Here is a 19,368-nt window from a genome sequence, read left to right as displayed (position 1 = left end):
GGCGGTTTCACCCGCTATTCCTCTCCAACGTGAACCACCACGGCAATATCCCGCTCAAACGCGGGTGTCCACACCTGGTTTTGGGCAGTTGAAATGGTGATCGTGCCGGTTTCGCCGGGCTGACCCAACCAAGGATCCCACCACGTCACACGGTATTTTCCAGGAGCCAGGCCGGGAAGCGAAACGTCTGCTGGTTCCTTTCGAGGTGGGGCCTCACCCCGAACGCGGCTCAGCCAGGTCCCGTTGGAGCGGATGAGCCAGAAAGCGCTCGTCCGTTGCCCCAGCAATCCCATGACACGGATTCCTGACCGTTCATCTTCCCACACGACCGCACGAAGTTCTTCCCTGCCAAACCGGATTTCCTGGGCAAATCGAGCGACTGGTGCGTAGTGGGGATAGACATTCATCCGGTCGAGCTGGTCCCACCACCAGAACAGCGTGGTTCCTGAAAGACCAGACAACAGCGAGGCCCATAGCGAGTTGTGGAAGTGAATAAGTTCCGTGTCCTGGGGCATCTGAGGGTCTTCACGCCATTTGTCGTCGGCCAGACCAAATTCTCCGATGATGGCCGGCTTGCTCGGAGCGTGCTCTCTGAGAAACGCCGTGCGATCGATGACAGCGGCTACCTCGTCACGGATTCTTCCCCGGTCCACAGGACGAAGGTAATAGTGGACCTCCGCCATCTCGAGATGTGGATGGCGGCAATCTTTGGGTGATGGCCCCCAGGTACTCGTGGTCCGGAGGTGATGATAGGGATCAATCTCATCCAAATACTGGCCCAACTCTTCATAAAAGCGGTCAGTGGGCAAATTGGGATCCATTTCGTTCCAGTACTCCCACGCCGCGACATGCGGCGAGTAGCCCCAGCGGGCCACTGCGTAGCGGAAGGTTCTCTTCGCGTCGGCGATGGCCTCCGCGTATTCAGGAGACGAGGGGTCCTGCAGTCGGTGCATGTAGAGGTCCCGAGTCAACAGGCAAAGTTGCAAATAAAGGCCCTCCTTTTCGGCCGCCGCGAGGAGTTGATCGAGCATGAAGGCATCGACCGGGTTGTACCGACCGAGAACGGGACGGCCCGGTTCCGCTTCCCATAAAAGTTCTCGGTCTGTTGCGGGATCACGAAGCGAAACCCCCGCCAGGTAGACAGCCGCGGATTGCATGCCCGACGTACCACTGAGCGCCAACTCCACCGGCCCCAGCCACACTGCATCAACCGGGGAGATGACGTCCGCGGTGAGAATTGTCCATTTTCCTGTGTCGCCTTCCGGGATGGAAAACGGAACCTCGCGACCAAAAATGCGAACGGTGAGCGTGACACCTGGCCGGGAAGACCACACCGCAAGGGAGAGACGGTAGCGCGTGTTAGGTAAAACTGCCACGCGGTGGGAAGGATCGGGCTGCAGCGATTTTTCTGTGATGGGGATGAGCTTGTCCCCCCGTACCCCTGCGAAAATGCTGGAGGCAGCGAAGGAAGGCGGTGGAATGTCCGCGGGACGATCGATCCATGGCGGACGCCAGGCCCAGGATCGGCCCCAGGCACTTTTTCTCCCTTCAATGCACAGCGCCCAATCTTCACAACACGTCCAGATGCGGAGATAGTTGGCCCCTTGCGTTGCCAATTTGTGGAATGCTTCAATCGCACCACTCAGCGTGAAGTACTGGCTGCTGCTGCCAATGAAGGCGAGGTTCTGGCCGATCGCAAAGAACGGCGTGCCGTCGTCAAAAGCCAGGAAGCGCGGGTCTATCCGGGAAACGCGAAGGAATCCATGCCCAGGCCCGTCCGCGCAGGTGAACGAGACGGGAGAAGAGTCGGCCTGGCCAGCGGCGTCTTTCACTCTCACAACGGCCGTGTACTGTCCAGGCTGTGTAGGGGTGAAGCGGACGCGCCAACCCGCCCGGCCCTGGGGGTAGAACCACTCGCCGCCCTGCTGCCTTCCCATTTGCCGCCAGGCGTAATCCTCCATCCAGAAGGCTGGCTGCACAAGTTGCCGACCATCCGGCGTGGTGATCAACACATCAACGGTCACCTCTTCTGGATCGAACGGATTGACGTAGGTTTTTGGCCAATCGATGATCCCTTCCACCTTTTGCCATCGCCTGACGTCCTGGGTGAGCCAGCGAAGTTGCGGCGATTGGGTGATGCGAGCCTCGCTGCTTTCTGCCCACCGGCTCCCCTGTGTGTGAAGTACAGCCAGCGCAATCACCAGGGGCAGGATCACTGGGGTGGAACACCGTTGGTTTGAACGGTCGAGCACCGCGACGCGGCTTGCGCAATCATGGTCCCGCACGGCTTCACCTCCAGAAAATGTCTTCGCTCTTGGCAACGAGGCTGGGCAATAGCTGCGTCCGAAGACCGCCATCGCTTATCTGTCTTGCCCCACTGTGGCGATCATCCACTGGGGGTACGGCATCGGCCGAGCACTGACTTCATCGAGTCGTTTCATCTCTTCTTGAGAGAGCTTGACCTCGGCCGCTTTGAGGTTTTCACGCAGTTGATCCAAGGTACGGGCACCAATAATCACCGAGGTGACAGCGGGCTTCTGGATTAACCAGGCCAGAGCCACCGCCGCTACCGGCACCCCATGTCCCTTGGCGATTTCGTCGAGCACATCGACGATGTTGTAAACACGGTCCCAATCAGTGGGCAGAAAATCCTTGAGTGGCCCCTGCATCCGCGTCCCCTGAGGCATGGGAGCATTCCGCCGGTATTTGCCGCTTAGCAGCCCAAACGCCAGGGGACTCCAGGGCAGAATGCCCAGGTTCTGGTCCTGGCACAGAGGGACCAGTTCCACTTCGATATCGCGGATCGCCAGATTGTACAGCGCTTGGAGCGATTGAAAGCGTACCCATCCGTGCCTGTCGGACACCCACAGCGCTTTCATGATCTGCCACGCAGCGTAGTTGGAGACACCGATGTAGCGAACCTTTCCCCAGCGGACCAGGTCGTCCAGCGCCCGCAACGTCTCTTCCAGCGGCGTGACCGGATCCCAAATGTGGACCTGATACAGATCGATATAATCGGTGCGGAGCCGTTTGAGACTGGCATCGCACGACTCCAGGATGTGATGGCGAGAAAGACCGATGTCGTTCGGTTTATCGCTCATCCGCATGCGGACTTTGGTGGCAATGATGAGGTCCTTGCGAATACCCTGGATGGCCTGCCCGAGGAGATCTTCTGATTCCCCATAGGAGTACACGTCAGCGGTATCAATGAAGTTGACGCCGGCATCGAGGCAGAGTTTGATTGCCTCCTTGACCTCCGGCAAGGTCATGTTACCCATCTGCCACTGGTTCTTGCCGAAGGTCATGGTTCCGAGACACAGCACCGAGACCCGTACACCCGTGCCACCAAGAAAGCGCATCTCCATTGCAAGCACCCTTTCTCTGTTAGGAAATGAGTTTTACCCGTCACTAAACCAGCACACTCGAACGACCAACGCACTGCTAGTATGCCATTGGGAAGACCGTTAGGCATTTTACAACGACAGGCCGGAAAAAGACACTCATGGGCGGCCGTGAACTCTTATGGTACCCATTCCCACGAAAGCGGGCGCGTCAGAAGCAGCCAGAGGAAAAACGGACCACCGAGAATCGCGGTGATCACACCAACGGGGATTTCCGCGGGAGCGAGGATGGTTCGGGCCACCGTGTCACTGATCACCAAAAACGCCCCGCCGAGCAGTGCGGCGGCAGGTACAAGCCGGGTGTGCTGTGGTCCCACAAGCTGGCGGCTGATGTGCGGGGCAATAAGGCACACAAAGCCAATCGGTCCACAATGCGCCACGATGGAGGCCACCATCAAACCGGTGACAAAGAGAATCAATGTCTTTACCGTCGGCAGGGAAACGCCCCGGGCCGCCGCCCATTCGTCGCCCAGTGAAAGAAGGTTGAGCTCCCGTCGCAAGACCCACAGAATGAAGCTCCCCGCCACGACCACAGGTGCCAGCCACAGGACGTCTCGGTAACCCAGCGTTCCTTCCAATCCACCCAGCATCCAGCGAAAAGCATGGAATGCCCGCACGGGATCGACAGCATATTGAAGCATCAGAATTAAACTGGTATTCAGGAAGCTCATGGCAACACCGGCCAGCAGCATGGTGGCGACGGAAAGCTCTGCCCGCAGTCGAGTCAGGCCGTAAACGACAACCAGAGTCGTACCGGCGCCCATCAACGCACAGAGGGTGACGGCAGGTGTGCCCCATAACAATTTGGTCCAACCGAGATGGATGGCCAGAACCGCGCCCAGTGAGGCCCCACTTGCCAACCCCAGCGTGAAAGGGCTTGCCAGCGGATTGCGAAACATGGCCTGATAGGCTGTGCCCCCTACAGCGAGCCCCATCCCGGCAAGAAAACCCACCAGCACTCTGGGGATGCGAATATCCCACAGGATTCTTGCCTCCAGCGGATTTTCTCCTTTCCAGAGGATGCAGGGATCGATCCACCGAGGGCCTGCCAGCGGCGCAACGCTGAGCACCACCAGTGTTCCCAGGGCAATGATCACAAGCGCAGATCGGCCCGGCTTCACGACTCGCCTCCGCCCCGCGTGGGAACTATCACAGGAATGCCTAAGTGAGGATGAGCCACCAGCAGCGGGCGAAAACCGAAGACCTTTTGCAAGATCGATTCCTGCATAAAGGTTGCCGGTGGGCCGTCAAATATAACTTGACCATCGCGCAGGGCCACAATCCGGTGACTGAAGAGTGCGGCCGTGTTGACATCGTGTGTGACCGCAAGGATGGCCACCTGCCGCTGGGTGTTGATCTTTTCCAAAAGGCGTTGGACTTCTTCGCGGTGGCGGAAATCCAGGAAGGTGGTGGCCTCATCGAGGAGCAGGACCGGGGTCTGCTGCGCAAGAACAGCGGCCAGCATGACCCGCTGCCGTTCCCCGCCGCTGAGAGTTCGCACGACGCGATGCCGAAAACTCCATGTGCCTGTTAATTCCAGGGCTTCGCGAACTGCCTCGATGTCCTGGGAAGAGGGTGGTGAAAAGGGGCTGCCGTGCGGATAGCGCCCCATGAGGACGAAATCCTCCACTGTATACGGGATGTCAACCCGTTCCTCCTGGGGCAAATAAGCGACGAATCTTGCCCATTCCCGTTGGCCCACGCTTTTCGCGGGTCGGCCCAGCCAAAGGATTTCCCCCTGCCAATTGCGATAAACGAGGGCCAAGCACCGCAGGAGCGTCGTTTTGCCCGCTCCATTTGGTCCGACAATGGCAACAAACTCACCCCGATCAAGTTCGAAGGAGACATTTTCAAGGATTGTTTGTCCCGCAATCGCGAAGGAAAGCCTGCGGACTGCCAGAATTGCCATGCTCAAACTCAGGGAAATGACGCCTCGAAAAACTCGCTCGAATTCCAAAGACTGAAACACAGACCGATGATACGGTGGCCGCTTGTGGAAGTTTTGGCCAGCGCAACCCCACAGTTGCGGGAAGTTGTGACATTTCGATTATAATAGAACTGGCGGGCGCGAGGCTCGCTCGATGTTGTTTTTGTGCTCGGTCGAAAGCGGGAATGCGTGGGTGGTTGTTGACCTCTGCGTGCTCGGTATGCGAGCGTCGGAATCCTCGGCTATGGCAGATGTGATTTCTCATGCATCGTCACCCAGCCCCCGCTCGCCCTTTCGTGATTGGGTGGAGCGGGCAGCCGACGGAGACGACGAAGCCCTCGCCAAACTTCTCGAATACTGCGAGCCGAAGTTCCACATCATCGCGCGTGTGGCCCTCGGGCCGCTGCTTCGCTCCCAGGTAGATACCCTGGACCTTGTCCAGTCAATGAAGCGGATGTTGATCCCGGGCCTGCGAGCGGGATTGTACGATTTGGATTCGCCCGAGCAGCTCGTCGCTCTGGCAGCCACTGTCATTCGACGGAAGGTGGCACTGTACTGGCGTCGTCAGCGGCGGCAACCCGTGGTTCGTTTGGGAGAGGACACGCTCGAGCAGACGCGGTGGTCGGCGCCCGAGGCACCAGCCGAACAGTGGGAGAATGAAGAGCTTTTGACCCAATTGCTGGATAAGTTGACTCCTGAGGAACGCGACTTGTTCCGGATGCAACTGGAAGGATTACCGATTGTGGAGATCGCACGTAAACTTGGCTGCAAGCCGGGACCGTTGCGGGCCCGGTTGAGTCGCTTGCGCAAAAAACTGCGAAGTTTGGCAGGGTTTTCTTGGGGCTGAAGCGCAGGCTATTTTCTCCTCAAACCTTCTGCAATATGTCGAAATTTCCCAATCGAAAAAAGCTCTCTTGGCAGCCAATTTGATTTCTGATAGTCTATTCAGCTGTGACGCATGACGGAGGGCAGTCGCGGAAGGCGGCAGAGGGACAGTTCTTCCTTTCTCCCCTGACTCTGGCTGACAAGGAACGTTTGCCATGAGTACTGATTTCGACGTGGCGACTCGACCTGTCATTCGCTGGATGTTGAAGGAGGATTTACCGACTGTTCTTAAGATCGAGGAGGAAAGCTTCGAGTTCCCCTGGACGAAATCGGATTTTCTTTCCTGTACTCATCAGCCTCATTGCATCGCCGTTGTGGCCGAGGTCCAGAATCAGGTCGTCGGCTACATGATCTACGAGATGGCTCCTCATCATTTCCGTGTGCTGACGCTGGCTGTAGACCCTGCCTGGAGACGAAGAGGAATCGGTCGCGCGCTCGTGGAGCGATTGATCAACAAGCTGTCGCCACATCGGCGGCATCAGATTCTGCTTGAGGTTCGCGAAACAAATCTCGTTGCTCAGCTTTTCTTCCGATCGCTCGGTTTCCGGGCGTGCAGGATTCTGCGAAACTTTTACGCAGACACCGTCGAGGACGCCTACCAGATGGCGTACCAGATCCCGCAGGTTCCCTCGTGCCAAACCAAAAATCGGATCGCACGTTATCTGGCATGAGCTGCCTGGCGCGGAGGAGTTCGCTTCGCTGCTGGCTCTGACATCCGCTCCTGGATAACGGCCTGCACGGAGTTCGAATAGAGGGTTTCTCGAAGAGTGTGGAGAAAGTAAGAAGTTTTTTCCCGACGGGAAAAGCTTCGGTCCTGGCGGGTGCTCGCGTCTCGACGACCCAATCCGGCAATGTGGACCTGACCAGCAGGTCCCTTTTCTCGAGAGTTGGGCCGCGCTCGTCCTATCCCGCTTGAAGTCCCACCTAAGCCAATTGCCCGGTCCTTTGTCCCGGTTGGCTGCCGGTTCTCTTACGCAAGGCTTAACTCAATAAAAAATGAGACGGGAGACAGCACTCCCGTCTCGGACTCTCATTTCAGCTCCGGCAATGGTTCTTGATCGGTGCCTGCTTTTCCTGAAAAAACCACCTGGAAGCAGACACCGTTCTGGGATGCCTACGGCCAATGATTCCGCAGGAAGCAAGCTTCACCGCTGGGCGAGTTGCCCCAGGGTGCTCAACACGTAAGTTTGGTCGTCCCGAGACAGACGCTCGAATGCCACGCGGACAAACTGCCCATCGGGTTGCACAAGCCGGACGATCCGGCCATTTTCGAGTGTTTCGACAAATCGGGCGACCACGTGATACCGGCCGGTATCATCCGTCCAAATGCGATAGGAGGAGCTTTGGGCGGCCGGGGCAGCGGGAGCCGCCGGTGGTGCTGCCTCAGGAGCCGGTGGAGCGGCGGGCTGAGCCGGGGCGGGTGCCGGTGGGGCAGGTGGTTCGGCCGGTTGAGCGGGCTTTTCCTCCGCGGCTGGGGCTGGAGGGGCTGGCGGCTGAGCCGGGGCTGGTGCGGCAGGTTGAGGTGGAGCCGCCTCAGGAGCTGGGGCTGCCGGCGGGCTTGCGGGCTGTTCGGGTTTTGCCTCGGGGGCAGGCGCCGGCTGAGCGGGAGCAGGTTGCGGAGCCGGTGCTGGCGGCGCAGGCATTGTCTCAGCCGGTGCCGCCGGGGCAGCCGGTTTTTGTTCCGGCTGGGGGGCCGGGGGAGCTGGTTTCTCTTCTGGAGCCGGTGCCGCAGGAGCCGGTGGTGCTGCCGGGGCGGGCGGCTGGGCTGGTTTCTCCTCCGGTTTGGCTTCCGGGGCGGGTGCGGGGGCTACCGCGGGAGCCTCGGGCTTCAGCTCGCCTGGCGATGGTGTGGGTGCAGGCGGCGCTTCCTCGGTTGTGGCAGCCGGAGCCTCGCAGGCCGGCGGGGCCACCTCGCATGCCGGAACTGGAACACAACAGGCAGCCGGCTCACAGCAGTAGTGTCGGCCACAAAGTCGCGACCACCACTTGCACGCGTACACATTCGCCGCGAAACCCAACGACAGGATCGCGGCCGTTACAAGCAAGAGTCTTTTCGCCATGGTGCTTCCCTCCTGTTACTAGTGAGACTGGTCAACAACAGTCAACAACGACACAGTAAGAAGTTGCTATTGCGGGCGAACTGATTTTCGCGGGTGGGAAACTGCAGGACACAGGGAAATTTTCTCCTTTAAAGAATATAGTTAACGGGAAAGGCGATTGCAAATAAATCACTGGGGTGGCGACCACCCTGCCATTCCCAAAAGAGACATCCAGGATGCTTATTGTTAAGACGAGTGTGTCGCATATATACACCGTCTCACCTGTTCCCAGTCTGAATTAGCAGGTTTTGCCGAAAGACGTGCCATGAACCGTGTGATCGTGCTGACGCCCCCTGGCCGTGCGGCGCTAGCCACCATTCGACTGGAAGGCCCGGCGGTCAAAGGTGTCCTCGAGCGGCAGCTTACGCGGCGCTCGGGCGCTGAGTTCCGCTTCGAACGGAAATCCCGGCCTGTACTGGTGCGTTTTCCGATCGGAGACGGTCAGTATGAGGAGATGATCCTGCGGGTTGTGGATGGGGAGGCGGCCGAACTGCATTGCCATGGTAATCCACTTCTTGTGGAGGCGATCGTAGCGAAGTTCGAGGCGTCAGGATTTCGTCGCGAAACATGGGAGCAGTGGATTCGCCGGATGGAAAAAAACGCCATTACGGCGGCCGCAAGAATCGCTCTGGCCGACGCCCCCACCTGGACCGTCACGTCGATTCTCTTGGACCAGTACGGAGGGGCCCTTTCAAGGATGATCGACCAAGCCCAAAGGGCCCTGGCACAGGACAATTTTCAGGAAGCGTCGGCTATCCTCCGACGGCTGCTCGCTTGGGAAAAGGTCGGACTTCATCTGACCCAGCCCTATAAAGTGGCACTGGTGGGCCCGCCCAACGCAGGCAAAAGCAGTCTCCTCAACTGGTTGGTGGGATACCAAAGGGCGATCGTGGATCCAACTCCGGGCACTACGCGCGACTTTGTGACGGTGGCGACAGTCGTCGCGGGTTGGCCTGTGGAGTTGTACGACACAGCAGGAATACGGGCCCCGCAGGACGAACTGGAAGCGGAGGCCATTGCTCGGACGCGCAGAATTGCGAGCGAGGCAGATCTGGTCCTCCTTGTTTTTGACCGAAGCACCGAATGGACGTCGGAGTATGCGCGGCTTCAAAAGGAGTGGCATGAAGCTATGGTCATCTTGAACAAGCGAGATCTACCGCCCGGACCGGGAGCATGGTGCGATGGTTTGCTCATCTCGACGCGAATTGCAGAAGATCGCCCCGCGGTTTTGAAAGCCCTGGCACGGAAACTGGTGCCCGATCCGCCTCCCCCGGGCGAGGCGATTCCCTTCACACCGGACCAGGTGGCAGGATTGAAAGAGGCGCTTGCTGCTATTGACAAAGGAAATCGCGGAGCGGCCGTCGTAGCTCTGCAAACCGTGAAAGAGAAGTCCTCGCCTGTTGAAGTGTCTTGACGGTTGGGCATCTCCCTAAAACAAAACGTCCGCTTCAACAGAATCCCCTGAATAAGCGTTACATTCGCGTCGGAAATATCAGCTTCAGCCTTGTGACTGCAAAAACTGAAAAAACTTTATCGGCAAAAGACCCATCCGCTCAATGCCGTGTGCTAAATTCGTAGAGGAGTCGCGTTGCGAAATTTCAAGAGCACAAGCCCCGGCCATGGACAAAAGCATTGTACAAAGGCGGCGAATGCCGCGTTTCGCCTTCGATTCGATTCAGCGAGTGGCACCGCTGAGCAACGGGAAGAAACCAAATCCTGGAGATTTTATCCCCGTGCGATGCCGGGACATCTCGCGCGGCGGGTTCTCTTTCTATCTTGACGAACGACCTGACTTCACCCAGTTGGTGGCGCTCGTGAGCAACGATCAGAAATGCATCTATCTGACGGCCCAGGTGGTCTACGTCCACGAGTTGGACAACCACGAGAAAGGCCGCTTTCTTATCGGTTGCCGATTCTTAGGCCGAGCACATTCGTAGTGAACGGTCTAAAAGCTGTCCCTGGTTTAACAAATCGTGGCCTCCGCGCGGCCTTTCACAGCCACTTCTCACGACGATACCACTTGACGGTTTGTTCCAGCCGCTCGAGCAAGGTCTTGGGAGTGGAAAAACCAAGCTGCTCTCGAGCCTTTTGTGCCGAACACATCCAGGAACCGGCGAGTGCCTCTCGGGCCTTGTCCAGATGGAAGACGACCGGTCGCCGCCTTAGATGGGCTGTTAACTCGCCCAGGAGGGCCACCGTCCAGACGACCGGCGGTGCCACTGGGATGACAAGAGTTCGGCGTCCGAGTGCCTTCCCCATCAGTTTGCCCAGTTCCCCGTAAGAGGGACATTCATCGAAAGCGGCATAGTAGTAGCCTTGCCCCTTGTCGGTCGAGCCATCCGGCTTGGGGAGGCGTTCGGCTCGCTCGGCGGCCGTCACCAGGAGTTCTGCGAGGTCACCCGCGTAGACCACTGAGTAATACTTCCGGCGGTAGCCGGGCACGAGGTGGACCCCTGTCCGCGCGATCGGCTTGAACATTTCGAGCCCGTCTTTGTCCCACTCCCCCAGGATGATCGGTGGCCGAACAATCGTAATGGGGAGTTCCCCCGCATATTTTTCGGCGACCAACTCACCAGCCCGCTTGCTCTTCCCGTACCACGAGACGGGGTACGAAGGCTCTCCCTCGCGGTGGGGTTCTCGCCCTTTTCTGACAGGCCCCGCAGCCGCCAGGCTCGACACAATCACCACCACAGGAGGGGGAGACACTCGGCGACACGCTTGCAGGAGGCTCTCAGTCCCTCTTTCGTTAACCTGAAAAAACTGATCGACTTTGAGAGCTTTTGTTGTTCCAGCGAGATGGTAAACGATCTGGACGCCTTTGAGCGCTGGGACTAAGCTTTCCACATCGTGTAAGCTGCCCGGGTGAAATCGCACACCGAAGGGCTCGAGGGGACCTGTGCGAGAGGTAGCACGGACGAGGCAAACAACCTCATGGCCTCGTTCGGTCAAGGCTTTTACCAGATGGTATCCTACGAAGCCCGTACCGCCTGTAATAAAAACCTTCGCCATTCTCTCACCTGCGGAGTTATCAATAGATGTCCCAATACCGAGCCGTTGGCCACGGAATGACCAGCGACAATTCACGCTATTTTAACGGATCGGTGGGGTGATAGTGGCCCGGCCAAGGAAATGATGCGGGAATTGCAGGAGGTCAGTCGTGTCGAATCTGTTGACACCTCTCGTGGAAGTTCCTCCGACAGCCCGATTCTTGATAGTCCGTCTGAGCGCACTGGGTGATGTCATCCTTACACTCCCGGTGGCTTCTGCTCTTCGCCAGCGGTTTCCTCAAGCCAGGATCGCCTGGATTGTCGAAGAGCGAAACGCCCCCATCCTGGTCGGCCATCCAGCGGTGGATGAGATTATCGCCGTGCCGAGGAGGTGGTACAAATCGTGGGGCCAGATTCGACGAATTCGCCACACATTGAAGGAGCGGTCTTTCGATGTGGCCCTTGATGTGCAAAGTCTTTCCAAGAGCGCACTCTTGGCCTGGCTGAGTGGGGCGCGATTTCGGGTCGGTTTCGCTCGTCCTCAAGGGCGGGAACTGGCCCCCTGGCTAGCGACACATCGGGTTCCAGCCCTGGGCTCCCACGTGGTGGAAATCTTTCTGAGCCTGCTCCGGGTGCTGGGGATAGAGTCCCCTAGAGTAGAGTTCAAACTTTTCGAAACACCCGAGGAAGCCGAATGGGCACAGAGCGTTCTGGCGGAATTGGGGTTGGTCGGTCGGTTCGCCGTGATCAATCCGGGAGCAGCCTGGCCATGCAAGCGATGGCCATTCGACAGATTCTCGGCTGTGGCCAAGTTCTTGCACGACGCCTTGGCCTTACCGACGCTTGTATTGTGGGGTAGCCAGATTGAGTGGACCTGGGCGGAAGCAATTGTGGCCCAAGCCGGTGAAGCATGTCGGCTGGCTCCACCAACGAATCTACGTCAGATGGCGGCCATTCTCCGTCGCGCGTCGCTCATGATCTCCGCCGATACGGGGCCGCTCCACATGGCGGCCGCCCTTGGCGTCCCCTGCGTTGGGCTTTTTGGGCCAACCGATCCGGCGCGGGTCGGTCCCTACGGACCCGGACACATTGCAATTCGGGCAGCAGAATACCAGGGTCGTCATCCCCGACGAGCACCGGAAAGCCTGATGCAAGCGATTACCCCTGAAATGGTCTGTGATGCCTGCACGAAATTGCTTCGCGATCGAAAAGCCGCGTGACCGCTGCCTCTAGCAGCTTTGCTCTGCGACGTCCAATGCTCGCCGTTGTGACGCACAGGTCTAGGCACGTCGGGTCTTTGATCCGCGTGCAGACTTAAATTCCGCACTCGGGGATCAGCCGTTTCTGTTTGGAAGGGCGTGGGGGCACACGTAGCAGATACTCGCTCGGGAAAAGCAGCGCGTTATCGAATGCTTTCACACCAGTACGAGCATCCGGTTTCATTGGTACATATCCACACATAGCGCGTCCGGCCGCCGATCTGGCGTGTGCCGATCCGCATGGGGCTTCCACAGCGTCTGCAGAAAACGGGTGGCCCCGGCGTCTCTCCCCTATCCACGGCACTCTGACATTTGGTGCACATCTCTGCCTCAGGAAACACGGCCAATCTTGCTGCTGGGATGACACCACCACATGCAATACAGCGCTTTTGTTCCGACCAATCACCAACGTCATGCTGAACGGTGACCTGCAGCGGCATTGTTCCGCACTGGCGACACGGAGTTTGCGGCAGAAGATTGGGGACCAATTCATCCAGCAGGGCCTCGTCCGTCTGGACGCCGGCGCGGAGCTTCTTGTGCGCCTGGAGCCTTCGCTCTGCCTCATGCCGAGACAGGATTTCTGTGTGTCCGCAATGCCGACAGTGCAGCCGATAGAAGAAAATGGCCATCGCGTCTGGCTAGAAGTGAATGCTCTCGGACAACCGCTCGTTATGCGTTAAAAATCCCGAGCCAGAGTGAGCAACTCCCAATGATCTCTCTGGAGGGGGATTCCCAGCCCCGGTTCTTCCGGGACAGTCCACATCCCATTTTTAACAGCGAACGGGTGGACGATTCTGGAGTCCTCACAATATTGCCATAAGTTGTGAGCATGCACGAGGGGAGGCAGCGCTGCTCCCAGGTGAAGTGCTGCCGCCAGGCCAATCCCCACCGAGGCCGGCATTCCCAGAGAGACCTCAATCTGCGCTGCCTGGGCAACGGCCGAAGCGTTACGGATGGCCAGAAGTCCCCCGAGCTCATACATGTCCAGAATGAGGTGCCGAGCGGCCCCGCATTGACACACCGCCCACACGTCCCGCAGCGATTTTAATCCCCGGCGGATGGCGATAGGAACCGGGGATTCTTGCTGCAGCCGCCGGTAGGTCTGCCAGTAATTTGTGGCCAGCGGATCAATGAGGCAGTGAATACCCAGGGATTCCATCTGAAGGCAAAGGTGCACGGCGGCGGTAAAGTCGAACCTGCGGCGGGCGTCCACTCGCAGTTGAATGGCCTCTCCAAACTGATCTCGAATGGCACGGAGTACTTCGAGATCCTGAGCGATTTGTCCACTCGTGCCCAGGATCCAGCACGTCACCCCTCTGTCATACATTCTTTGAGCCTGGGCCAGAATCTCGTCCTCATCCATGTCGCCCACGAACTGTCCCACCGGCACCTGGTGGCGGTAAAAGCCTCCCCAAAACCGCGCCACGGGTTGCCCCAGGGCCTTTCCCGCCGCGTCCCAGCAGGCGATCTCGACCGCCGCACGGAGAGGTGGGGAGAGGACGTTCAATTCGGCAAGCTCGGCGAGGTCCAGGATGTTTCGCCCTGCCAGGGTTGGAAGGAGTTGCTCGCGTCGCCGCGCCAGTTCGCCCACTCGCCATGGTACCGGTGCTTCGCCCCAGCCATCCACGGCAGCGTCCGTTTGCACGCGGACCAGCACAAGGCGATCCGCAATGCCCTGACTCAACGGGTCCAATTTGGTCAGAAGAAATTCGACGTCGCACAGCCGCATGGGTCGGCAGCACCTCGCCCTCGACAGTTGTTTACCCCATGACTCGCCCGCGGTCCTTGACATCCGCCTGTCGCCCGATGACACTAGCCAAGATAGCACACCGAAAATATTTTTTCGAGTGTGCGTCTTTCAACGGATTTTGGGGTGGTTAGCAAGTCGCGAGAATTGAACTCAGGTGGCGAGGATTTGAAAGCGAGTACGCCGAACCGCTTACGGGTCGACCACCGTATTACAATCACGCTGCCAGAGTTTAATCACCCCGCTTTAGAGGTTGGTACGTCCCACCTGAATAACGAGGAGGCTTGTTCATGCGACCCGTCGTGCTCACGCTTGGTGTTGCGATCGGTTTTCTGGTTTTTAGTGGCGGGACAATAGCCCGTGGCGCGGACATTCCCCCGGCCCCCAAGGCATCGACTTACGCGCCCGCTGCTGATCTCGTGAAGGCGGTGGATGATTACATCCAAGGGATCGCCAAGGTCCTGGAGTCTGAGGAGGATTTCAAAGATTTGCAGTCGAAGGTCATTAAAGACGCTGAAACATTGGCGGTCCTTGCCCTGGTGCTGGGGCTTCACGATGAGAATACACCATACAAGGCGGCTGCCCCCGCTCTGATCAAGGCGGCTCGGGAGCTCTCGGCTGCCGCAGCGAAGGACTATGCTTCGGCCAAGAAAGCGCTGGCGGCAGTCGAGGCGGCCAAATCTGCGTCCGGAGATTCGAATGGCCTCAAGTGGGAAAAAGTGGCCTCTTTGAAAGAATTGATGGAACAGGTTCCCCTCGTCAACTCCCGGCTGAAGCGCAACATGCGGCGGTTCGAACGACAGGCGGAGACAATCGCAATGGATTCCGCCGTGATCGCTGCAATCGCCCAGGGCAGTATGGCGAATTTGGACGAGACTAGCAAGCCCGAGAACGCGGAACAGTGGTTCCAGTTCTGTGCGGCCATGCGGGATGCAGCGGCTCAAGTCAACAAGGCAGCGAAAGCCAAGGACGCGGCGGGAGCCGAAAAAGCCGTGGCTGCCCTCGCGAAGACTTGCGACGATTGCCATGCGGTCTTCCATCCGGAAGCGCTGGGCAAGACCGAATAACCTTGACGGCTTCCCTGATCGCATGCCGCGAAAAGCCGGGCTTGTGGGGCAGGATTGTGGTGCCTCGTGAACTGTTGTGGCGGTCCCGGTTTACTCAATGACGATGAATTCTGGCAGGCGGTCGATCACATCGGCCGCCTGTCTTTGTTCTGTTGTGAGCTGATCGCTGCTCGGATTCTTCATGGATTGCCCCCTCCAACACACGAAACTTCGCCGAATCGATGTGACGCCGGTAGGGTCAATTCGTGAATTGCTCCTTTCTCGCACCTCTGACTGTGGATAGCAGGAAGACGCCGGTGGAAGATGGCAGCCAGCGCCCCAGAATATCCTGGAAGAACTTCTTTTTTCCTGTCCCTTGTGTGCCAATCTCCACCCACGAGGCGAACTTCGGCCGAAGAGCGAGTTGACTGGCAAACCGGGACAGGGTAATTTCGGGTTATCGTGGTTTCTGAAGCCCTCCCTTCATTTCCGCTGTGACGGGGTTTGCCGCGCATGTCCGGATTGCGCTCTTTCCTCCTGTGTACCACCGCTTTCGTATGCGGCTGGGTGATGATGGGCCTGGAGATTCTCGGCGGGCGGATCCTTTCCCCGGACTTTGGAAGCGGTGTTTTCGTCTGGGGCAGCGTCATTGGCGTCTTTTTGCTTTCGCTGAGCACCGGCTACCTGATCGGCGGCTGGGCTTCCTCTCGATGGCCGTTGCTGGGGGTGCTCGCAGGAGTGATCTTGGCCGCTGCCCTGAGCATTGTCCCGGTAGCTCTGTGGTATCCTGAGATCAGCGGCTGGTTTGCAGCTTTGGAGTGGAATGAGCGTTACGGAGCGCTGGCCGCCGCGACAGCGCTGTTTTTTCTGCCCAGCACCCTACTGGGGATGGTTTCACCCTACTGTATCCGGCTGATGACCACAAGTGTCGAAAAGTCCGGTGCAAGTGCCGGGACACTCTACGCCATTTCTACCGTGGGCAGTTTTCTTGGATGTATTCACACTGCGTTTTATCTCATTTTGAGTTTGGGAATTCGCCACTGTCTGTTTCTGGGAGCCGGTGTGCTGGCGGCTTTGGGGCTCCTTGTGGCGGTGGTCGCGGTGGTCGGTTCACCACGGGGAAATGCTGCCTTTACCGCGCCACCGTCCTCCGCAGTCAAACGGGTTGAGCCGCCGGAATTGGTAAAAAGATAATGGGAGGAAAGCTTGCTTAGGCAAGGAGATCGTCGCTGCACGGTTCATTGATCGGCATTGATACCGGTTCATCCGATCTCAATACCAATTCGTTTTTGTTGTCCATTGGGTTAGAGAAATTCGGCCATGATTGGACTCTATTTCCTGGGGAGCAAATCTCCTGAAAAACTCAGCGAGATTGGTCAGGTGGGTTGTTCAAACCGCAAAGACAGGTGTTTCGAAACACAAATCCTGCGTGCGGCAGCCGGAGTTAGGGCTTTGGTCCTGGGCATGATTGTGGTGGGCCTGGGAGTTGTTGCGCCTTCTCAGCGTATTTCTGCCCAAGAACTGAGCCGCGTTCTGTTCGAGAAAGAATCCCTTTACCACTATGTGCGGGTGGTGGAGGAGGGCGATATTCGTCGCCTTCAGTTTCGCCGATCTGGAATCGACTTTGAAGAATCCGCCATTAACGTGCGTAATCCACTGGATTTTCCGTTGCATTACTACAAGTTGATGATGGCCGGCTTTATTCACTGCCCCCATCCGCAGCGCATTCTTTTTGTGGGGCTGGGTGGAGGAACGCTCGTTCGGGCGATTCGACATTACTATCCCGACGTGCATTTGGATGTGATCGAGCTCGACCCCGTCGTCGTGGAAGCCGCCCAAGCCTATTTCGGATTTAAGGAAGATAGCAGGATGAAAGTGTACATTCGCGACGCACGGGTGCAGATGACCCGCCTGGCCAAGGAGGGCGCTCGCTACGACATGATTTTTCTCGACGCTTTCCGCGGCGGGTACATCCCTTATCACCTCACAACGCGGGAGTTCATGGAATTGGTGGCCAAGCTCCTTGAGGAAGACGGGGTGGTTGTGAGCAACCTGCAACCTGGTTTCGCCTCATACCATTATCAGCGGCGGACGATTGCTCGGGTGTTTCCCTCAGAATGGTCCTACGGCCGATATGGAAATGTGATTGTCGTGGCCAGCAAAAAGCCGCAACGTCTTTCTCGTGAAGAAATAATAAAGCGGGCGGAGCAACTTCAGGCCGAGAAAAAATTCACCTTCTTTCTTCCTGAAGTGGCTCAACTCGGGACTTCCGGTGAAGATTACGTCCGTCAGGGGGAGATTCTCACCGACGATTACGCCCCCACGGATGTGCTGCGAAGCATTCCTCAGGATTAACCAGTCCTCCTTCAACTCAATGATATAACGGTGCCGGGTAAAGCCAGGAGATAAACGTCACCCAAGGCTGAAGTTGCGCAGCGGTCACTCCGGGCAGAGGTAGCCCATCATCGCCTGCTTTTGGGCGAGAAAAACCATCGGCGTGATACAGCAAATATTTTTGGGATGCTGTTTTTCGCGTTTATGCCCCAATGGCCCGGGCTTCCTGCCACCGAAGAAGGCCCGGTGGGGGCTCGCCACGCTCCACGGCGGTGATGTTCTCGAGGGTCATTCGGGCAATGGCCTGCATGGCGTTATTCGTAAAAAACGCCTGATGTCCCGTGATGATGACATTGGGAAAGGTCAGCATCCGCATGAAAACATCGTCCTGGATGACCTGGTTGGAGAGATCTTCGAAGAACAGATCAGCTTCCTCTTCGTACACATCCAGCCCCAGGGCTCCGATCTTTCCCGATTTGAGTGCCCGGATAACGGCCTGACTGTCCACAAGGGCACCCCGGCTTGTATTGATGAGGATAACCCCCCGCTTCATGAGGGCAAGTGTTTCCTCATTGACCAGGTGATAAGTCGCGGGGACAAGCGGACAATGGAGGGTAATGATATCGCTTTTGCGGAAAAGCTCATCGTACCCCACGTATTCCACCCCCAGCGAAACCAGCTCTTCGTCTGGCCTCAAATCAAACGCGCAAACTGAACATTCGAAAGCCAGCAACCGTTTGGCCACGAGTCGACCGATTTTTCCTGTCCCGATGACTCCCGCGGTTTTTCCAGCCAGGTCAATTCCCAAAAGACCATCCAGCGCGAAGTTTCCTTCTCGCACCCGGTTGTAGGACTTGTGAAGCTTCCTGGCCAGGGCCAGGATGAGAGCCATCGTGTGCTCCGCCACGGCCTGGGGCGAATAGGCGGGAACGCGGCTGACGATGAATCCCAATTCTTCCGCCACCTGAAGATCGACGTTGTTGTAACCGGCACAACGGAGGGCAATATGTTTTGTTCCATGACGCTGCAGATGGAGCAGCACTCGTGCATCCACCTCGTCGTTGACAAAGACGCACACCGTGGGAAAGCCATTGGCGAGGGACACTGTTTGGCTCGTCAGCCGTGGTTCCAGAAAGACCAGCTCGTGTCCGAAGGACCGATTCGCCGCTTCCAAAAACTCTTTATCGTATGACTTGGTGCTGAATACGGCAACTTTCATTGCGGACCTCCCTGAAAAACAAGAGTTGATTCCATTATTATTGGCATGTGACAAGGCCCGCACACGGGCAATAGTGCCCACGATTCTCCGACGCAAACGGAGGTTCGTGCCTCATCTGAGTTTACCTTCTGCACTCTGTCCCACTGGATCCATCGAGTTCTCCAAGATTTGGAGTTTTCTCCACGCCCCTCTGCTCAGGCCGGTCGCGGAAATCCGCTGCCCCAACGCCTCGCGTACAACGCCAACGGCTCTTGGTTGTTCCCTCTGCGTCACTCTGGCCGGCAGTGGGTCGGAAAGAATCTCCCGATCGGCTCGCCAATAATAGACCAGTTCGCGCTCGGTGATATAATGTTCCTCGCACCCCGATGGCCGCCGAGCCCGGTAGACTCCAACCCCGACATCGGCGACGTGCTTCATCGGCGGCGTCTGCTGGGCAGGCTAACGCCCCTATTGGCAAGCACGCT

The 19,368-nt window shown here is 57.9% G+C and carries 18 protein-coding genes; 8 read left to right on the top strand and 10 right to left on the bottom strand.

Features of this window, described 5'->3' with window-relative positions; all coding sequences use genetic code 11:
• Nucleotides 1-14: 14 nt before the first annotated feature.
• The 4 genes from THTE_RS13190 to THTE_RS13175 form a co-directional block, all read right to left on the bottom strand.
• Nucleotides 15-2,285 (bottom strand): DUF5060 domain-containing protein, encoded by a 2,271-nt coding sequence (locus THTE_RS13190; RefSeq protein WP_157732087.1) that lies wholly within the window; start codon nt 2,283-2,285, stop codon nt 15-17.
• A 75-nt stretch (nt 2,286-2,360) separates the two neighbouring features.
• Nucleotides 2,361-3,365: an aldo/keto reductase gene (locus THTE_RS13185; protein ID WP_095415865.1), complete on the bottom strand. Its 1,005-nt coding sequence runs from the start codon at nt 3,363-3,365 to the stop codon at nt 2,361-2,363.
• A 155-nt stretch (nt 3,366-3,520) separates the two neighbouring features.
• A complete protein-coding gene (locus tag THTE_RS13180; protein WP_095415864.1) occupies nt 3,521-4,522 on the bottom strand; it encodes a FecCD family ABC transporter permease in 1,002 nt (333 codons plus the stop codon).
• Complete coding sequence (locus THTE_RS13175; protein WP_157732086.1) at nt 4,519-5,310, bottom strand: ABC transporter ATP-binding protein; 792 nt, start codon at nt 5,308-5,310, stop codon at nt 4,519-4,521. The genes THTE_RS13180 and THTE_RS13175 overlap by 4 nt, the downstream gene beginning before the upstream one ends.
• 262 nt (nt 5,311-5,572) lie before the next feature.
• Here THTE_RS13175 and THTE_RS13170 point away from each other — a divergent pair, with 262 nt between their 5' ends.
• Together THTE_RS13170 and rimI are read left to right on the top strand one after the other, a co-directional pair.
• Complete coding sequence (locus tag THTE_RS13170; RefSeq protein WP_157732085.1) at nt 5,573-6,175, top strand: RNA polymerase sigma factor; 603 nt, start codon at nt 5,573-5,575, stop codon at nt 6,173-6,175.
• A 193-nt stretch (nt 6,176-6,368) separates the two neighbouring features.
• A complete protein-coding gene (rimI, locus tag THTE_RS13165) occupies nt 6,369-6,884 on the top strand; it encodes a ribosomal protein S18-alanine N-acetyltransferase (protein ID WP_237260145.1) in 516 nt (171 codons plus the stop codon).
• A gap of 474 nt (nt 6,885-7,358) precedes the next feature.
• On the opposite strand, the gene THTE_RS13160 is transcribed toward rimI, so the two are convergent.
• Complete coding sequence (locus THTE_RS13160; protein WP_095415861.1) at nt 7,359-8,273, bottom strand: SHD1 domain-containing protein; 915 nt, start codon at nt 8,271-8,273, stop codon at nt 7,359-7,361.
• 304 nt (nt 8,274-8,577) lie between these two features.
• Between THTE_RS13160 and THTE_RS18295 the strand changes: the two genes are divergently transcribed.
• Complete coding sequence (locus THTE_RS18295) at nt 8,578-9,726, top strand: GTPase (RefSeq protein WP_095415860.1); 1,149 nt, start codon at nt 8,578-8,580, stop codon at nt 9,724-9,726.
• A 235-nt stretch (nt 9,727-9,961) separates the two neighbouring features.
• On the top strand, nt 9,962-10,249 hold the full coding sequence (locus tag THTE_RS13150) for a PilZ domain-containing protein (RefSeq protein ID WP_157732084.1): 288 nt from the start codon (nt 9,962-9,964) through the stop codon (nt 10,247-10,249).
• 55 nt (nt 10,250-10,304) lie between these two features.
• On the opposite strand, the gene THTE_RS13145 is transcribed toward THTE_RS13150, so the two are convergent.
• Nucleotides 10,305-11,321: an NAD-dependent epimerase/dehydratase family protein gene (locus THTE_RS13145; RefSeq protein WP_095415858.1), complete on the bottom strand. Its 1,017-nt coding sequence runs from the start codon at nt 11,319-11,321 to the stop codon at nt 10,305-10,307.
• 148 nt (nt 11,322-11,469) lie between these two features.
• Between THTE_RS13145 and THTE_RS13140 the strand changes: the two genes are divergently transcribed.
• Nucleotides 11,470-12,519 carry a glycosyltransferase family 9 protein gene (locus THTE_RS13140; protein WP_095415857.1) on the top strand — a complete coding sequence of 350 codons (1,050 nt, stop codon included), beginning with the start codon at nt 11,470-11,472 and terminating at the stop codon, nt 12,517-12,519.
• 182 nt (nt 12,520-12,701) lie between these two features.
• Here the strand turns inward: THTE_RS13140 and THTE_RS13135 are convergent, their stop codons facing one another.
• Together THTE_RS13135 and THTE_RS13130 are read right to left on the bottom strand one after the other, a co-directional pair.
• Nucleotides 12,702-13,187: a TraR/DksA C4-type zinc finger protein gene (locus THTE_RS13135; protein ID WP_095415856.1), complete on the bottom strand. Its 486-nt coding sequence runs from the start codon at nt 13,185-13,187 to the stop codon at nt 12,702-12,704.
• Nucleotides 13,188-13,234: 47 nt separating this feature from the next.
• A complete protein-coding gene (locus tag THTE_RS13130) occupies nt 13,235-14,287 on the bottom strand; it encodes a mandelate racemase/muconate lactonizing enzyme family protein (protein WP_168175861.1) in 1,053 nt (350 codons plus the stop codon).
• Nucleotides 14,288-14,595: 308 nt separating this feature from the next.
• Between THTE_RS13130 and THTE_RS13125 the strand changes: the two genes are divergently transcribed.
• The 3 genes from THTE_RS13125 (at nt 14,596) to THTE_RS13115 (ending at nt 17,706) form a co-directional block, all read left to right on the top strand.
• Nucleotides 14,596-15,372, top strand: coding sequence for a cytochrome c (locus tag THTE_RS13125; RefSeq protein WP_095415854.1), 777 nt, complete (start codon nt 14,596-14,598; stop codon nt 15,370-15,372).
• Between the two features lie 492 nt (nt 15,373-15,864).
• A complete protein-coding gene (locus tag THTE_RS13120; RefSeq protein WP_095415853.1) occupies nt 15,865-16,545 on the top strand; it encodes a fused MFS/spermidine synthase in 681 nt (226 codons plus the stop codon).
• 126 nt (nt 16,546-16,671) lie between these two features.
• The gene (locus THTE_RS13115; protein ID WP_095415852.1) at nt 16,672-17,706 is read left to right on the top strand and encodes a spermidine synthase; all 1,035 of its coding nucleotides are present in this window, start codon (nt 16,672-16,674) and stop codon (nt 17,704-17,706) included.
• Between the two features lie 181 nt (nt 17,707-17,887).
• Here the strand turns inward: THTE_RS13115 and THTE_RS13110 are convergent, their stop codons facing one another.
• Nucleotides 17,888-18,904, bottom strand: a complete 1,017-nt coding sequence (locus THTE_RS13110) for a 2-hydroxyacid dehydrogenase (RefSeq protein ID WP_095415851.1) — start codon at nt 18,902-18,904, stop codon at nt 17,888-17,890.
• Nucleotides 18,905-19,015: 111 nt separating this feature from the next.
• Nucleotides 19,016-19,321 (bottom strand): hypothetical protein, encoded by a 306-nt coding sequence (locus THTE_RS13105; RefSeq protein WP_095415850.1) that lies wholly within the window; start codon nt 19,319-19,321, stop codon nt 19,016-19,018.
• Nucleotides 19,322-19,368: the final 47 nt, after the last annotated feature.

The organism is Thermogutta terrifontis (assembly GCF_002277955.1).
Lineage (GTDB): Bacteria > Planctomycetota > Planctomycetia > Pirellulales > Thermoguttaceae > Thermogutta > Thermogutta terrifontis.
The sequence above is the reverse complement of the archived record's forward strand: the minus strand, read 5'-3'. Positions and strand labels throughout refer to the sequence as shown.

Bases quoted from the DNA above. Each gene is read 5' to 3' on its own strand.
- THTE_RS13105 (WP_095415850.1), bottom strand. From the start codon at position 19,321: ATGAAGCACGTCGCCGATGTCGGGGTTGGAGTCTACCGGGCTCGGCGG.
- THTE_RS13125 (WP_095415854.1), top strand. From the start codon at position 14,596: ATGCGACCCGTCGTGCTCACGCTTGGTGTTGCGATCGGTTTTCTGGTT.
- THTE_RS13120 (WP_095415853.1), top strand. From the start codon at position 15,865: ATGTCCGGATTGCGCTCTTTCCTCCTGTGTACCACCGCTTTCGTATGC.
- THTE_RS13110 (WP_095415851.1), bottom strand. From the start codon at position 18,904: ATGAAAGTTGCCGTATTCAGCACCAAGTCATACGATAAAGAGTTTTTG.
- THTE_RS13150 (WP_157732084.1), top strand. From the start codon at position 9,962: ATGCCGCGTTTCGCCTTCGATTCGATTCAGCGAGTGGCACCGCTGAGC.
- THTE_RS13130 (WP_168175861.1), bottom strand. From the start codon at position 14,287: ATGCGGCTGTGCGACGTCGAATTTCTTCTGACCAAATTGGACCCGTTG.
- THTE_RS13115 (WP_095415852.1), top strand. From the start codon at position 16,672: ATGATTGGACTCTATTTCCTGGGGAGCAAATCTCCTGAAAAACTCAGC.
- THTE_RS13170 (WP_157732085.1), top strand. From the start codon at position 5,573: ATGGCAGATGTGATTTCTCATGCATCGTCACCCAGCCCCCGCTCGCCC.
- THTE_RS13175 (WP_157732086.1), bottom strand. From the start codon at position 5,310: ATGGCAATTCTGGCAGTCCGCAGGCTTTCCTTCGCGATTGCGGGACAA.
- THTE_RS13160 (WP_095415861.1), bottom strand. From the start codon at position 8,273: ATGGCGAAAAGACTCTTGCTTGTAACGGCCGCGATCCTGTCGTTGGGT.
- THTE_RS13135 (WP_095415856.1), bottom strand. From the start codon at position 13,187: ATGGCCATTTTCTTCTATCGGCTGCACTGTCGGCATTGCGGACACACA.
- THTE_RS18295 (WP_095415860.1), top strand. From the start codon at position 8,578: ATGAACCGTGTGATCGTGCTGACGCCCCCTGGCCGTGCGGCGCTAGCC.
- THTE_RS13185 (WP_095415865.1), bottom strand. From the start codon at position 3,365: ATGGAGATGCGCTTTCTTGGTGGCACGGGTGTACGGGTCTCGGTGCTG.
- THTE_RS13145 (WP_095415858.1), bottom strand. From the start codon at position 11,321: ATGGCGAAGGTTTTTATTACAGGCGGTACGGGCTTCGTAGGATACCAT.
- rimI (WP_237260145.1), top strand. From the start codon at position 6,369: ATGAGTACTGATTTCGACGTGGCGACTCGACCTGTCATTCGCTGGATG.